16 protein-coding genes and 1 pseudogene are annotated in these 13,948 nt (G+C 60.9%); 4 read left to right on the plus strand and 13 right to left on the minus strand.

Translation table 11 applies throughout. The features are described from left to right. Positions 1-174 precede the first annotated feature (174 nt). The 7 genes from istB to ACH0CP_RS15950 all read right to left on the minus strand — a co-directional run bounded on the left by istB (position 175) and on the right by ACH0CP_RS15950 (position 5,992). Positions 175-903 (minus strand): IS21-like element helper ATPase IstB, encoded by a 729-nt coding sequence (gene istB, locus ACH0CP_RS15920; protein ID WP_406893928.1) that lies wholly within the window; start codon positions 901-903, stop codon positions 175-177. After that, positions 890-2,401, minus strand: coding sequence for an IS21 family transposase (gene istA, locus ACH0CP_RS15925; protein WP_406893929.1), 1,512 nt, complete (start codon positions 2,399-2,401; stop codon positions 890-892). The genes istB and istA overlap by 14 nt, the downstream gene beginning before the upstream one ends. Before the next feature lie 178 nt (positions 2,402-2,579). After that, positions 2,580-2,987: a hypothetical protein gene (locus ACH0CP_RS15930; protein WP_037447536.1), complete on the minus strand. Its 408-nt coding sequence runs from the start codon at positions 2,985-2,987 to the stop codon at positions 2,580-2,582. Positions 2,988-3,004: 17 nt separating this feature from the next. Then, positions 3,005-4,345 (minus strand): S1 family peptidase, encoded by a 1,341-nt coding sequence (locus ACH0CP_RS15935; protein WP_156455409.1) that lies wholly within the window; start codon positions 4,343-4,345, stop codon positions 3,005-3,007. A 294-nt stretch (positions 4,346-4,639) separates the two neighbouring features. Next, positions 4,640-4,945: a HigA family addiction module antitoxin gene (locus ACH0CP_RS15940; RefSeq protein WP_205499322.1), complete on the minus strand. Its 306-nt coding sequence runs from the start codon at positions 4,943-4,945 to the stop codon at positions 4,640-4,642. A 122-nt stretch (positions 4,946-5,067) separates the two neighbouring features. Next, positions 5,068-5,460 (minus strand): type II toxin-antitoxin system RelE/ParE family toxin, encoded by a 393-nt coding sequence (locus ACH0CP_RS15945; protein ID WP_231729951.1) that lies wholly within the window; start codon positions 5,458-5,460, stop codon positions 5,068-5,070. Then, positions 5,423-5,992, minus strand: a complete 570-nt coding sequence (locus ACH0CP_RS15950) for a MobA/MobL family protein (protein WP_051749614.1) — start codon at positions 5,990-5,992, stop codon at positions 5,423-5,425. The genes ACH0CP_RS15945 and ACH0CP_RS15950 overlap by 38 nt, the downstream gene beginning before the upstream one ends. A 243-nt stretch (positions 5,993-6,235) precedes the next feature. Between ACH0CP_RS15950 and ACH0CP_RS15955 the strand changes: the two genes are divergently transcribed. Further along, positions 6,236-6,553 (plus strand): hypothetical protein, encoded by a 318-nt coding sequence (locus tag ACH0CP_RS15955; protein WP_125962618.1) that lies wholly within the window; start codon positions 6,236-6,238, stop codon positions 6,551-6,553. Positions 6,554-6,932: 379 nt separating this feature from the next. Here ACH0CP_RS15955 and ACH0CP_RS15960 read toward each other — a convergent pair whose 3' ends face one another. From ACH0CP_RS15960 to ACH0CP_RS15985, 6 genes and pseudogenes are all read right to left on the minus strand, one after another. Next, positions 6,933-7,643, minus strand: coding sequence for a S1 family peptidase (locus tag ACH0CP_RS15960; RefSeq protein ID WP_156444654.1), 711 nt, complete (start codon positions 7,641-7,643; stop codon positions 6,933-6,935). Positions 7,644-7,742: 99 nt separating this feature from the next. Continuing rightward, positions 7,743-8,153, minus strand: a complete 411-nt coding sequence (locus ACH0CP_RS15965; RefSeq protein ID WP_037447418.1) for a hypothetical protein — start codon at positions 8,151-8,153, stop codon at positions 7,743-7,745. Further along, on the minus strand, positions 8,153-8,569 hold the full coding sequence (locus ACH0CP_RS15970) for a hypothetical protein (RefSeq protein WP_125962616.1): 417 nt from the start codon (positions 8,567-8,569) through the stop codon (positions 8,153-8,155). Before ACH0CP_RS15970 ends, ACH0CP_RS15965 begins: the two co-directional genes overlap by 1 nt. A gap of 3 nt (positions 8,570-8,572) precedes the next feature. Next, positions 8,573-9,154, minus strand: a complete 582-nt coding sequence (locus ACH0CP_RS15975) for a hypothetical protein (RefSeq protein WP_137787967.1) — start codon at positions 9,152-9,154, stop codon at positions 8,573-8,575. 81 nt (positions 9,155-9,235) lie between these two features. Further along, entirely contained in the window at positions 9,236-9,496 is a 261-nt protein-coding gene (locus ACH0CP_RS15980) for a hypothetical protein (RefSeq protein ID WP_164522010.1), read from the minus strand. Between the two features lie 71 nt (positions 9,497-9,567). Then, a pseudogene (locus ACH0CP_RS15985) lies at positions 9,568-9,894 on the minus strand (virulence-associated protein E); the annotation flags it as partial. A 537-nt stretch (positions 9,895-10,431) separates the two neighbouring features. Here ACH0CP_RS15985 and ACH0CP_RS15990 point away from each other — a divergent pair. The 3 genes from ACH0CP_RS15990 to ACH0CP_RS16000 all read left to right on the plus strand — a co-directional run bounded on the left by ACH0CP_RS15990 (position 10,432) and on the right by ACH0CP_RS16000 (position 13,899). Beyond that, positions 10,432-11,628: an AAA family ATPase gene (locus ACH0CP_RS15990; protein WP_037447415.1), complete on the plus strand. Its 1,197-nt coding sequence runs from the start codon at positions 10,432-10,434 to the stop codon at positions 11,626-11,628. Continuing rightward, on the plus strand, positions 11,625-12,704 hold the full coding sequence (locus ACH0CP_RS15995) for a ParB/RepB/Spo0J family partition protein (protein ID WP_010408848.1): 1,080 nt from the start codon (positions 11,625-11,627) through the stop codon (positions 12,702-12,704). Before ACH0CP_RS15990 ends, ACH0CP_RS15995 begins: the two co-directional genes overlap by 4 nt. Positions 12,705-12,783: 79 nt before the next feature. Next, positions 12,784-13,899, plus strand: a complete 1,116-nt coding sequence (locus ACH0CP_RS16000; protein ID WP_029623214.1) for a replication initiator protein A — start codon at positions 12,784-12,786, stop codon at positions 13,897-13,899. Positions 13,900-13,948 lie beyond the last annotated feature (49 nt).

The following is a 13,948-nucleotide window of genomic DNA, read 5'->3' on the forward strand; positions in this document are numbered from 1 at the left end:
TGTCAATCGGCGTCCAAAAAGGACCCCCTATCGGCGTGCAAAAGGGACCCCCTTCGTCGAGCAGCGTGACGGGTATGACGGGCGCACCGTTCGCGCTGGTTGCGGCGTAGGGCGGGCGTAGCCCGACCGGAGGCGCAACCAGCGCGAAGCGTTCTCTGCCGGGTGTTCCGGGCGTTAGCTGCGGTGCTTGAAGCGCCAGCTGTCGTTGCCGGTCTCGACGATGTCGCAGTGGTGGGTAATGCGGTCGAGCAGCGCGGTGGTCATCTTGGGGTCGCCGAAGACGGTCGGCCACTCGCCAAAGGCGAGGTTCGTGGTCACGATGACCGAGGTCTGCTCGTAGAGCTTGCTGACGAGGTGGAAGAGCAGTTGGCCGCCCGAGCGGGCGAACGGCAGGTAGCCAAGCTCGTCGAGCACCACCAGATCGAGCCGGGAGAGCTGGGCTGCCAGCGTGCCGGCCTTGCCAAGACGCGTTTCCTCCTCAAGCCGGTTCACCAGGTCCACCGTGTTGAAGTAGCGTCCCCGGGCGCCGGCCCGTACCACATTGGTGGTGATGGCGGTGGCGAGGTGCGTCTTGCCTGTGCCCGTCCCACCGACAAGCACGACGTTGCGCCGGCCCGGAAGAAACGAGCCGCTGTATAGCGAGCGCACCAGGCCCTCGTTGATGGGGGTGTCGTCGAAGACGAAGGCGTCGAGGTCCTTCACCGCCGGCAGCCTGGCGGCCGACATCCGGTAGCGGACGGACGCCGCATGGCGGTACGTTGCCTCGGCACGCAGCAGGTCGGTCAGGATCTCCATGGTCGTGCGCTTGCGCTGCAGCCCGGTGGTGACGGCCTCGTCGAAGGCGCCAGCCATGCCCTTGAGGCCAAGGTCCGCCATGGCCGTCATCATCTCATGCCGCTGCATGGAGGCCTCGCAGGCTGTCATAGCGGGTGCAGTCGGCACGCGGCGGGTGGCGCAGCGCCAGGTCCTCGGGCGTGACGATGGTCAGCGGCCGGGGCGGCTCGCGTCGGCGGGCCAGGATGTTGACGATGACGTCGTCGCTGGCGGTGCCCGCCAGCAATGCTTCGCGCACGGCCGCTTCCACCGCCTCCAGCCCGTCGTCGAGCACGGCTGCCAGCACGCGCACGAACCGCCGGTCGGCATCGTCACCGGCGCCGAGCTTGCGCCGCAGTCGTGACAGCGCAGGCGGCAGCTCCCAGCCCTGGAACGGCGCGCCATTGCGCAGGGCGCCCGGCTTGGTCACCAGCACCGGCAGGTAATGCCAGGGGTCGTAGATGGTCCGGTCACGCCCGAAGAACCGGGGATGGTCGGCGACGACCTGGCCGTCGCAGCGCACGACGATGCGGTCGGCATAGGCGCGGACCTGGACAGCCCGCCGAACCGCCCGGGCGGAGACGGAGTAGCGGTTGCGGTCGAAGCTGATGAGGCATGTGCCGCTCACCGCGTGCTCGCTCTCATGGAAGCCGTCGAAGGGCGCGACGACCGGCTGGAGCACGCCACGCTCGGCAGCCCATGCCTGCGCGACGGTCAGCTCCTTCTGCTCCGGATGCCGGTGCATGTCGGCCCAGCGACGACACTCCGCCTCCAGCCAGCCGTTCAGCTCCTCGATGCTGGCAAAGCGCAAGCGCGGCTGGAAAAGCCTGCCACGCGCGGTCTGCACCTGGTTCTCGACCTGACCCTTCTCCCAGCCCGACGCCGGTGAGCAGGCGGTCGGCTCGACCATGTAATGGTTGGCCATGACCAGGAAGCGCCGGTTGAAGACCCGCTCCTTGCCCGTGAACACGCTCGTCACCGCCGTCTTCATGTTGTCGTAGATGCCGCGCGTCGGCACGCCTCCGAAGAAGGCGAATGCCCGCGCATGCGCGTCGAACAGCATCTCCTGTGTCTCGCGCGGATAGGCTCGCACATACATGGCCCGCGAAGCGCACAGCCGCACATGGGCGACCTTCACGCGCATCGGCTTGCCCGCGATCTCGACGTCCTCGTGGCTCCAGTCGAACTGATACGCCTCGCCTGGTCGGAACAGCAGCGGGATGAACGCCGGCGCATTCATCACGTCGCGACGCCGCGCCTGCCGCCAGCGGGCCGCATAGCGGCGCACCGCGTCGTATGAGCCGTCGAACCCCTCGCGCAGCAGCAGATCGTGGATACGCGTGAGGCGCAGCTTCTCGCGCCGCGGCCGTGCCTCGTCTTCCTCCAGCAACGCATCCAGTCGCGTCTGAAACGGCCCCAGCTTCGGCAGCGGCTGCACCTCCCGCCGGTAGCCCATGTCCGCCTCCGGCGCCCGGATCGCCTTGCGCACCACCTTGCGCGACAGGTGCAGGTCCCGCGCTATCGCCTTGATGGCCTTCCCCGACGCGTGCTCGCGCCGGATCCTCAACACCGTCTCCAATACCAGCATCCCGATCTCGCCGCCTGACACACCGCCAAGCGAGCACCCTAGACCACCGGGATGAGGGGTCCTTTTTCGACGTCGATCACCCCGCTACCGGGGTCCCTTTTCCACGCCGATCCACAAGCGTGAGCAGGAAATAGCGCTGTTGGCGAGCAGACACCGCTACGATTGCAAGCCCCTACACCTACCCGGGCGAGCCCATGCTAAGGAGCCGTTGAGAGCATCTATCGGGCAAGCCGATCGAGGCGGCCGCCTCGCCGGCTTCGGCGCCGACCTCCGAAGCAAAGGACAGGCTGTACTCCCGCCCGATCGGAAACCGCCTACCTCCCACGACGATCGCGTCGCCGCGAGCGTCGAGGGTCGATCCTAGCGGCAGGACCGGCGTCAGGACGGTGGAGCCGACGCGGACCTGAAGGCAGCCATCCTTCACGAAGAAGGTGCCATAATCCCGTGTGGCGTTCCGCAACCGGTTCGCGGCCTCCGGCAGCTCGGTCACGACCGTCACGCCCGAGCTTTGGCCAACCGCGAACGGCCATACCTTCTTCTCCCGGTCAGCGTTACAGGCGGCGAGCGCCCCTAACGCCAACATCATCGGGACCGCTCGGGCGCTCAAGGCACCAATAGCCCTTGGGTGGTGTGGATCAGGAAGGGAACCCTGTCGTTCACCCGATCGATCGGCATATATGAGAACGAACAAGCGCTCCCGGTGCAGGGACGCCCATAAGCGTCGGTGCTGCCTCCCTTGAGAATGCCATAGGCGACGATCTCGTACGAGCCGTTCGGGTATGAGAATACAGGCGCCCCGCTGTCGCCGCCGAAGGCGATCACCTGCTGGCTCGATCCGCTGACCTTCACGAAGCTCGAATAACTCACGCCTCGATCATCGGTGCCCGACACCGAGCTTGACTGGACGGTGCCGCAGGTGAAGCCGGTCGTCATGCCGCTCTTGCACACGGGCATTCCGATATAGTGGTTCGAGTTGTAGGACGACTGCTTGAGCGTACCCCGGGTGGTGAAATAGCCATCTCCATAGAAGCCCGGAACCGTGTTCACGTAGGACGGGTAATCGGTCACCGCCTTGGAGTTCTGGAAATAGACCCAGTACCCGGTGCTAAGGCCGACCACCGGATGATAACGGAAATCATAGAGGTCGCCATAACGCGTCTCCGTTGCGGCCGGCAGTTGCACCAGGTGGCTACCATCGGACCCGACCACGTAGGGCGGGTTCGTCCGGCAGTGGGCGGCGGTCAGGATCGAGTCCCGGCCGTTGCTGTCCCTTCCGGCGAAACCGTAACTACAGGTCGCGCGCCCGGTCGAGTCGACCAGCTCCCATCCGCCATAGACCGCATCGCCTGGCCGCACGTTGGTCTGGAAGGTTTGTAGAATCGGCCCCACCTCGACCTTCACGGCCGAGCGCAACGTCGGGGGGATCAAGCCCCGGGCCGTCTGAGCAGCCGCTTGGTCTTTCACCGTGACGACATAATTCTGGCTTCTCGGCTCGAAATACGTCTCGAAGGGAAGCTTGGCGGCGGTGATGGCCTTCAAGATCGCATCCAGGTCCTGCTGCGCCGCCGCGAGCGATTTGGTCGCGTTGCGCAGCTGCACATAGCGCCGCAGCTTCGCCGGAATCTGATCCAGGAACGCCTTGCGCTCGTCCTGGCCGGTGAATGCGACGATGATCTTGAACGTCGGCGTGTGCTCCACCCACAGGCCCGCGAAGCCGTCCGGATCGCTGGCGACCGCGACGTCCACGATTTGCTGGACATCGCGGAGGACGTCGACACGCTCTGCCGCCTCCGCGGCCGAGATACCGTATTGCTGGGCTAGGTACTCGACCTGGAGGTCCTTGCCCGACCCCTTGGAGTTTTGCGGTGTCGGGAGTGGGGGAGCCTTCATCTCCTGCGCCGCGAGCGGCGTGGTGCAGAGAAGGGCCGAAATGACGGTAAGCAACGTACGCATGCATTCTCCTGATGACGATCATCTACAGCATGGACGGCCCGACCGTTGCGGCGGACCACCCAAGCCCGACTCACCATGAGTGCGGAACAAAGGGTGAACGATTTAGAATCCTACATTGCAAGCCCTTTTTGCAGGTCCGACCTGCGCTTCTCTGAAACGAGGGCGTATGAGAAAGCCCGCCTCGCTGTCGGCGTAAAGCGGGCGGCGAGGCGGGCTTTTCCCAGAATTTGTTCCCAATTCACTTTTCCCGAAATGGCTCGACCTCGACGGGAAATCGAGAAAGGATCAGGCGGCTTCCAAGGTCGGGATACGCGCGATGATATCGGCATCCTTCACGGCCTGCACGCGCAGGTCGTAATTGCGCTGCATGTTCACCCACATTTCGGGCGTGGTGCCGGTGAGCTTGCCGATCCGAAGCGCCATAGTCGGGGTGACATCCTGCTTTTCAGCGAGGATATCGTAGAGGGTCTGCCGCGACACCTCGATCAGCCTGGCGATCTCCGCCTTGGGCTTGTTGAGCGCGGGCAGAATGTCCTCCCGCAGCAGCTCACCGGGGTGCATCGGGGCAAGGCCGGATACGAGCTGGTTCATCATCTGTCTCCTGTCCGGGCCGATCCCGGATCATCATGCGTCTCTGTGTAAGTCCTATGTGTAAACTAAAGCCTTACATGTCAAGCAATGACTGACAGATTTTTAGGAGGGGGGACACCCTCCTAGTGATAGTCCTCGATGTTCACGTCGATCGCATCGCCGTCATCCCAAGCCCATGTGACCCGGTAATTGCCGCTGGCATCGACCGCATATCGTTTGGGCTTGGTGCTCAACCCATGAAAGCGAAAGCCCGGAACATTCATGTCCTCGGGCTTCGTGGCAGCATCCAGCGTGAGCAGGATGCGGCGAACGCGGTTGTGGTTCTGGACGGGAAGTTTTGAGCCATCTCCCTTGGTGGCGAAGGCTTCGAGCGCCTTGCTGGTGTATGTTTTAATCATAGACACATTGTAAGGCATTTCCTGACATTTGTCAAGCATTACCTTACACTCTGCCGAAAACGATTCTTCGACAGCGACCCTACCGCCCGAACCCGACATCCGGCCCGTCACGTCCACGCTGACGGTCTAGCTCCTGCTCTCGCTGCCGATCGCGCCCACGCTGCCCCGATTGGTCCAGCTCAATCGCCGGCACCTGGTCGCGCTGGGGTGACTGGTCGAGCGCCGGCACCGCCCCGAACCCGCCCTCGCTGCTGGTCTGTAGCCCCGATCGCATCGCCCGCGCTGCGCCCTGGACCAAGCTGGACATGCCCTGCATCGCTAGATCGGCACGCTCGCGGAGTTGGTGGGACCACTCCCGTATCCGCTCCTGACCACGCTCGATGTAGAAGCCCAGCCCCCGCTTCTCCATGATCGCCTCGTTCATCTGCCCGCGCGGGGTAACGGCGTGCGGCTCCTTGCCGGCCGCGATCTGCTCGGCCGACGCGCGCCGCTCGATCGCGGCCGACGCATGGCCCATCTTCACGGTCGGTTCGATATCCAGCCCCTGACGCTCGTAACTGCGGTGATCGACCCGCTCGGCTACCTGGGCGTGTTCCAGCGCGCTGTTGACCATCCCGGCCCACCGCTCGCGGATCGCCTCCACCTCCACCGAGGCCGTCGAGCGCTCGTACGACCAGTCTCAGAACCGAAAACTTCCCGCACCGCCCGCGCCCTCGTCAAAGACGATAAGCATCCCGGCTACGGCCAAACGGGCAAGGCGGCCCTCAGGCCACGCTTACAGCTTGTCTTGCTCGCAATCAGCGTAGATTCCTGCTCACGCTTCCCAATCGGGAATAGGCGGCGAGCAGACAGCATTATTGCGGAGCCGATCATACGTGTTAGGCGTGTACGCATGACCAATACATACATGGCACTGGCGCTATCGTTAGCAGGACAGTCTCTTGGCTATCCCGTTTATGTTCATGTCGAAGAGGGGGTATGCCATTTTCAAATCCAAGATATGGTCATGTCGAAAGAGCGAGAAGTTCGCGATTGGTTAAGAGAATTGCCAGATAAGCAACGGAAAATCGATTTGGTTTCAGACGACAAGCGGGCAGCTAGTTGCGTTCGTAAGGCTGAAGCGATCGTGCGGCGATCTGGGTTCTTCCATATCGCTGTGCGCCGAGGTACAATGAACGACTACCCAGATGGCTTGCGGCCGGGAAAGTAAAAGCGACATATCGAAGGCTGCCGCCGCAACGGGAGGGATAGTCACTTTCCCATTTCTCGATCCCATGCGAGACGGGATCGCTACGCGTTGGGGTGTCATTCCGCCCCCAACCGGACCCAGCCACCAGCGGCGCATTTTTCAACAGCCCCGGTCGTTTTTCTGATTACTTTGTAGCGTGCCACAAGCCTGATGGACGCCTTTCCCGGAACGGCCTCCTCACAGGTCATTTTGGTTGCGGCAACTCGTCGGCAAGTTTTGGGGCTGCCGCTATATACTCATGCGTGGGCGGGCCTTAATAGCGCGCCGCTTCCTCGCCTATCGAGAAAGCGGCGCCAGTCTCCGCCTGTTTAATCTTTCAACGACGGCTCAATTTGGAGCGTCAGCAGTAGCAGGTAACACCGACCGTCACGTTGTTCGGTGCCCAAGCCGTCAGCGGGGTGAAATACATGTTAGTGACAGGGCCGGGCGTCGGATTTCCCCCGTCACGTCCGTGAACCTGTCCGAGCGCAATCGACCCGGTGAAGACCGGGCCACCACTATCGCCTTCAAGGCTCTGCCGCGGATAGGTCGAGTTACTGTTCATTCTATAGAAGGCACCGTAACTATCCGTATAGGTGTATGGGTCGGTGTAACCGCATGTCTGACCTGTCGATCGGCCATACTTGCAAATATACTGCCCTTGCGCGACACCTTGCGCTCCAGTGACGGTAACGACCCCAGCACCGTTATAGAACTTCGGAACAACCAGATAGTTGTTTCCGCCGGAGAATGTGTGCCACTGGCTATCCACGCCGTTTGACACCCATTCTTGGCGAAATGCGAGTGAAACCCCGGTGGTTTCATCCCTGCCATTATTCTCGCAGTGGCCTGCGGTCGTCACGCCATAGAGCGAGCCGTTGGTTTGTTTGACGTTAAAGCCTCGCGTACATTCATTGATGTCGCCGTTAGAGAACGTGCCGCGATAGTTCTGGCCGCCCGGAACCTCCGTTGCCGTGAGAGCAATGCCGTCGAATTGCTCTATCTGCGTTCCAGGCGCCGCACGAAATCGTCCGCCAACAATCGCCGCGAGGGCGGAAGTGGGATCTTTCACCAATAATTTGATTTGCCCCGTTCGCGCATTGGTGGCGATCGTAGCGTTTGAGCCGAGCGATGAGAGATATCCCCGCGCCTGCGCCCCTATCTCAGACTCTCATACTGGTGCAGTGCGAACATCGAGAACGCTGGCGAGTTCACCTTTGCCGGCGAACTGACGTGCGGCGTTACCGATCGCTTCGAGGTCCGCAGCTACACCATAGATAGCAACACGGAAGTCGGATCCCGTAGTCGCTTCGGCCCCAGCGAAGCCTTTGGGAAAACGTGCCGAGAGCGCGGGCGCCAGACGCCCCAACTCTCCCATGATCCGCAAACGTCGCGACGCCTCTGCAACAGTAAGGCCCTCCGTCTTCGAGAGCTGTTTGGCAGTCGCATCGTCAGGATCGTTGAACGGTTCGTCAAACGTTGCAAGTCGAATGGTTTTCGTGTTCGATACGGCATGCGCTGCCGAAATCGCGACCGAGGCGAGGACGCAGGCTGCGCCAAGCCGAAAAGCACGCTTCTTCATCACCCTTCTCCTTCAACATAGCTACTGGTTACGTACGGACCTCCACATGCTTGGAGCTGCTGATATGCCTCTGGATCGCCTTGCAGGAACTCGATCGACCCATCACCGCCGCGGATCGTAACCTGCATTCCACTTTTGAAGAGGCGGCCATCGGGTGCCTTCACTGCCTTCGCGGTGCTGTCCCACACATGACCATGAGGCCAGATCAGCGTCCGCTTTGATCCAGAAACCATAAGGTAGGTACAGTTGCCGCGGTACGACAGCCGGCCATTTAAATGTTCCGGGATCACGATATCGGTAGGTGGAGATGCCGCTACGTACGGCGCTACAGCTGAGCATGCAGAAAGTTGAATGCAGCCGGTAAATACAAACAATCCCTTGAGAGCCACGGATCGTATGATAAAGCGAAACGGCATCTCTTATCGCTCCACCTGAGCGATATCACGCGAGACGACTCTGCTAAACGATACCCTCACCGGGTCGTTTGAAATAATGCTGTATGTTGGACTTTTGTCTGGCGTCAAGCCGCTTGCGCGCAAAGCTTTGTTGACTGGTTCGCCAGCGATCCGATTTAACACTTGCGGCAAGTTTGAGCTGCTAAGGCCCGAAAGCTCACCCTTGATTTCGCATCCGGCTGATCGACAATCTACGGAAATTTGCGTGGGAGCGCCAGCCGAGGCAAATACTTCTCTGATCTTGCCTTCGGTACCCGGTGCCCATGCGAGATCGCGGCTTTGGCTGTGAAGGGAACGCCGGACCCGTTCCGGATCGCCTGAAATATCGAATGCGCTACTCTTCTCCTCTGTGGTATCGGCCACGCGTGAGGAGATAGCGCTGGGGGTCAGGGAAGGCAATGCAGAGGAGCCGGTGACCACCTGGACCTCGCCGCGCTTATCGCTATAGGATCCAGATTGACGAAGAACCAGGGAACTGACAACGCCAAGCGCCGCCAAGGCAATAGCCAAAACGCCTAGTAGCCGAGGTGACTTGCGCCTTTCCATCACCGCAGGCTCCGATTAGCTTTGATATTAATTCCAGGCTTTAACATGCGATGTGTACAGCACGTTTGCTTCAAATTGATGTCACAGCAGTTGAAGATCGCTGAAAAAGGCCTTGGTGGAGGTTGACCCGATTTGGTTTACACCAAGCTCGCCGAGCTCCGAAAGCTGCTGCATGGTGGCCTCGACCCGGTGCGGACCCGTGAACTCACCGACGAGATGAGGGCGGCAGGGTTGCCGCTGTGATGGCGCCAAACCGGCATCCTGCGTCAGCGTATCAGCATTGTGCGTCCGTCTCACCGATCGTGCGCTGCGTCTCACGCAATGTGCGTCGAGCAACGCCATCCGTCTCAACTAATCTGCGCCGAAAACTCCCCTCTATTGCGCGTTTGGTCGAGCATCATTGCAGGCCGCTATAGATAGCGTTCTGCCAGCGTGCCTCCGAGGGAAAGGGCGTCATCCCATAGCCGGCTGGCATTGCCGGAAGAGACGGCAGGAGTATCGGTATAGCTGAAATGGTCGCGAATGGGCACGCGTCGGAGTTCACGCAGAACGTCTTCCCGGTCGCATCCGGCGAAGCAGGTCACTAGAATTCCGCGATTGCCCTGGCGGATCGACAGGCTTGGGGTGCTGTCGGAATGCGCCGGGCAAAGGCACATGGCGGTTCTGCCGTGCCATGTGCCGCCAAGTGCGCCAACAAGATCGATGAGTTGCTGCGAAGGTCGTTCGGCTGTGAGGGCCATGATCGGCTCCTTTCACAACCTCGGCCCCCCTCCCCTTCTCCACGAACACCGTTTTAGAGGTTATCGGAGAAGCAAGACGGAACAGATCGCGCGATGGGTCGTGCGAGACGCGACTCTTTTCATGTCTCGAAAGCAGTTGTTGGAGCGAATAGTCCCGGCTCGAGCCGAATCGCCGTGGACTGAGAGGTTCCATCTCTGACGCTGTGCCCGCCAATCATCTTTGAGATGATTCGCGTTGCTGTGAATGCCCGTTGTCTGAGCTTCAAAGTCGGACAAGACTTGAGGATAAGTCCTCAAGCGGCGCGTGCTGGCGAGTGACTCATCTTGATTTTCGTCCGGGTTTATAGGCGAAATGATACACACGCGGATGGTCCGGGACTCGGGGGCAATAAGAGGACTTGTCCCTGCGCACGCCGGGTCAGGTCACCCTATTTGACTAACCACCCTGCATTTGGCATATCTGTCCGGGATTAGGGGCCATTATGCGGTGCTTTTCACGAACCGTGGCCGGTTTGGGTTCAAAAAGGGGACATGCCCATGCTGTCGGGTCAGATTCTCGATGCGATGATTACCTCGTGCGAGAATGCCAAGACCGTGCTGCGACAGGCGGCCATTGATCCATCCGATCGCAAAACGCTGAACATTTCAATGGGGGCGACAGTCGCCGCTGAATTGCTCGGCCGAACGCCGGAAGCGCTTTCCAAGGCTGAGGCGCGCGGACGCTTGCCCGCCCCCAAGACGGCCACCAACGGACGCCGATTCTACACGGTCGAAGATTTGATCGCCATTCGCGAGAAGCTCGGCATCAAGATGGGTAAATTGCCCTCCGAGCGCGCGGTCGTCATCGCCGTGCAGAACTTCAAGGGCGGCGTCAGCAAATCGACGACGGGCAAGCATCTTGCAGATTACCTTGCGCTGCGGGGATATCGCGTTCTTGTTGTCGATTGCGATCCCCAGGCGTCGATGAGTGTTATGTTCGACGTCAATCTAGAGGCATTGGTGGACGAGACGCACACGCTCTCGAACTTCCTCTCCCCCAGAATCGACGAAGCCGATTCGCTGCGAAAGACGATCCAAAAGACCTCGTGGCCGAATATCGATATCTGCCCCGCCAACCTGGGCCTCCAGGACACCGAGTGGGAACTGACAGCAACCATCGAGGAGGGCCCTACCGCCATTGCCGGCGCGTTCCGCATGCTGAGAATTGGCCTGGAAGAGGTCCGGCACGACTATGACGTCGTTATCCTCGATCCTCCCCCTGCCATGGGCTTTTTGGGCGTGAACACGTTGACGGCCGCGGACGGCTTGCTGATCCCCGTGCCGGCTCGGCAACTCGATTATCTTTCGACAATCCACTTCATGCAGACCTGTCGCGAAGCGATGGACCTCGTCTCGAAGTTCGACACTTCGATCGACTACGGGTTCATTCGCGTCGTCTGCACCATGTTCCAGCCCAACAGGACCAACGAGGCTCAAATGCTTCAGGTCATGGAGAAGACCTACGCTGGCCAGATGCTGTCGACGCCGATACTCCTGTCGGAAGAGATCAAGAATGCCGGGTTGTCGATGTCGTCGATCTACGAAATCAACAAACCATATGGGTCGCACCAGACGTACACGCGGTGCCGTGACAACCTCAACATGGTGTTTCGCGAGATCGAAAAGGATATTTGCAAGCAGTGGCCGTCGCGTATGGCGCAGGTCGGCACCGACAGACTGACGGAGGCGGCATGAGCAGCGCAGGGGGCCGGCGTCGCAGCCTACTGGCGAATGCCATCGAAAGCATCGGCACGACCCCTGCCCCCACGTCCGTGGCCGAAGTCGCGGATGCCGAGGCGCTGGTCGATCGCGATAAGCCGGTCGACGAACCTTCGACGCCCTCATTCCTGGAGCGGCGTGGTATTGCGTTCGATGAAATCGCCCGCACGGTCAAACGTCCGACTATCCGTCTGAAGCCCTCGGAATGCTCCATCTGGCCGGGCAATGCTCGCGATCATGCGGCGCTGAGCCACGAACGCTGTGCCTCGCTCATTGATTCCATCCGCGAGGAGGGGACGAACCGCGAGCCGGTTGTGGTGCGGCGGACGCCGAACGCCGAGACCCCCTACGAGTTGATCGTCGGCACCCGCCGGCATTTCTCGGTTTCCTGGCTGAATGCCAACAACCATAGCGAAATCGAGCTCGTAGCGCGTATCGAGACGCTCGATGACGAGGCCGCTTTCCGGCTCGCCGATTTGGAAAATCGAGAGCGCGAGGACGTCACCGATTTGGAGCGTGCGCGCAATTACAGGCACGCTGTCGACGCATATTACAACGGGGTTCGCACGCAGATGGCCGATCGCTTGGCCATCGCCAAGCAGAACCTCCACAACCTCCTCCAGCTCGCGGAGTTGCCGGACGAGGTCGTGGCAGCGTTCGCCGAGCCCGGAGACCTCAAGGTCCGACACGGCATGCGGCTCTCGCCCCTGCTGAAGAACGAACAGCACCGCGACGCGATCATCGCCGCAGCTATAGCCCTCGGTGCCGAGCAACAGGCGCTGAAGGACGCTGGAAGCGACAAGATTGAGGGTATCAAGGTCTGTGAGCGCCTGGCCGCAGCCGCAGTGGCTCCCGCGGCGTCGAAGAAGCCTGTACCCCGTGCCAAGCCGGCCCTCACCGCCGCCTCGGGTCGCGAGATCGGACAGGTTCTTGCTGATACACGGGCCAAGGGAATTACGATCAACATCAACCCCAAGGGCACAGCGTCGGTCGACGAGATCCTCGAAGCGCTCCGCCCTGCCCTTGAGAGTGCGAAGTTCAGTCGAAATTGAGTAAAATCTAGTTTAACGCTTTATTTTCAATTAGTTGGCTCCCGGTAAAATGCGTTTTACCGATGCCACGGGACACGAGATGCAACAGGATCACCGCGAAGACGGTCAAGTAGACCTCTTTCTCCCTCAGCTGACTGCGCTTCCTCTTCGGGATCAGCGCGAAACGATGGAGCGGCCCTTTTTCTCGCTGTCGAAGCGCAAGCGACTCAAGCCGATCGACTATGTCAGTCCGGATCGTAAGATCACCGTCCATGTCTCCGCTAATTCGGAATATGGTCTGGCGACTATCTACGACCTCGACATACTGATTTACTGCGCGTCAGTTTTGATCGAGCACAAGCGGCGAGGTGCCAACGACATCCCGCAGACGCTCCACGTCGTCCCATACGACATGCTGAAGACTCTGAAGCGCGAGGTTGGTGGACGCGCTTACGATCTTCTGGGCAATGCCCTCGACAGGCTCCAATCGACCACGGTGAAGACGAACATCCGCTCAGGAGATGCCGTCGAGACCACCTTCTCCTGGATCGACAGTCACAGCCAGCTTAAGGATCGGTCCGGAAACGTGCGGGGAATGAGAATTACCCTCGCGAAATGGTTCTACGACGGGGTGTTGATGGACGGCGGCGTGCTCGCCATCGATCCGGCTTATTTCTCGCTCACAGGCGGGCGCGAACGCTGGCTCTATCGGGTCGCGCGCAAACATGCGGGTGGGGCCGGAAGCGACGGTTTCGCCATCTCGATGCCAACGCTCTTCGAGAAATCCGGCGCGGAAGGCGATTATCGGCGCTTCAAGTTCGAGATGACCAAGATCGCTCGGGAGAACGATCTGCCAGGCTACTCCCTGGACATCGAACAGCGTGACGATGCCGAACCGCTGCTGCGCATGACCAGGCGCGATCGCGAGCCGTCCGAGGAGGGCAAGCCCTCCCCTGCCCTCGCCCAAGCCTCGCCTGCGGCCGTCAAGGAAAAGGCGCCCGAGGAACCGGCTATCTCCTTCCCCTCGAGCGGGCATATCTCGCATTCGGCATTCGGTGCGATCGCCCGCGCCAACCTGCCCAGCCCCCAACGCGACCACGGTCTCGTTGGAGACGATTTCCGGAACTTCCTCCGGCAGCGCGAGATAGCGTTCGACGCGAAGAACATCACACAGATATTCGCGACCTTTTGCGCGAAGCAGCGTCCGGTCAACTGATCGACGCCGTAGGCGCAATCCGCCAAAACGGTCTTTCAGGAACAGGGTC

The sequence above is a fragment of the Sphingomonas sp. 179-I 2A4 NHS genome (assembly GCF_045369135.1).
In the GTDB taxonomy this organism is placed as follows: Bacteria; Pseudomonadota; Alphaproteobacteria; order Sphingomonadales; family Sphingomonadaceae; genus Sphingomonas.

Excerpts from the sequence above, each read along its gene's own strand:
- istB (WP_406893928.1), bottom strand. The coding sequence starts at position 903 with ATGCAGCGGCATGAGATGATGACGGCCATGGCGGACCTTGGCCTCAAG.
- istA (WP_406893929.1), bottom strand. The coding sequence starts at position 2,401 with ATGCTGGTATTGGAGACGGTGTTGAGGATCCGGCGCGAGCACGCGTCG.
- ACH0CP_RS15930 (WP_037447536.1), bottom strand. The coding sequence starts at position 2,987 with ATGATGTTGGCGTTAGGGGCGCTCGCCGCCTGTAACGCTGACCGGGAG.
- ACH0CP_RS15940 (WP_205499322.1), bottom strand. The coding sequence starts at position 4,945 with ATGAACCAGCTCGTATCCGGCCTTGCCCCGATGCACCCCGGTGAGCTG.
- ACH0CP_RS15955 (WP_125962618.1), top strand. The coding sequence starts at position 6,236 with ATGACCAATACATACATGGCACTGGCGCTATCGTTAGCAGGACAGTCT.
- ACH0CP_RS15965 (WP_037447418.1), bottom strand. The coding sequence starts at position 8,153 with ATGAAGAAGCGTGCTTTTCGGCTTGGCGCAGCCTGCGTCCTCGCCTCG.
- ACH0CP_RS15970 (WP_125962616.1), bottom strand. The coding sequence starts at position 8,569 with ATGCCGTTTCGCTTTATCATACGATCCGTGGCTCTCAAGGGATTGTTT.
- ACH0CP_RS15975 (WP_137787967.1), bottom strand. The coding sequence starts at position 9,154 with ATGGAAAGGCGCAAGTCACCTCGGCTACTAGGCGTTTTGGCTATTGCC.
- ACH0CP_RS15980 (WP_164522010.1), bottom strand. The coding sequence starts at position 9,496 with ATGGCGTTGCTCGACGCACATTGCGTGAGACGCAGCGCACGATCGGTG.
- ACH0CP_RS15990 (WP_037447415.1), top strand. The coding sequence starts at position 10,432 with ATGCTGTCGGGTCAGATTCTCGATGCGATGATTACCTCGTGCGAGAAT.
- ACH0CP_RS15995 (WP_010408848.1), top strand. The coding sequence starts at position 11,625 with ATGAGCAGCGCAGGGGGCCGGCGTCGCAGCCTACTGGCGAATGCCATC.
- ACH0CP_RS16000 (WP_029623214.1), top strand. The coding sequence starts at position 12,784 with ATGCAACAGGATCACCGCGAAGACGGTCAAGTAGACCTCTTTCTCCCT.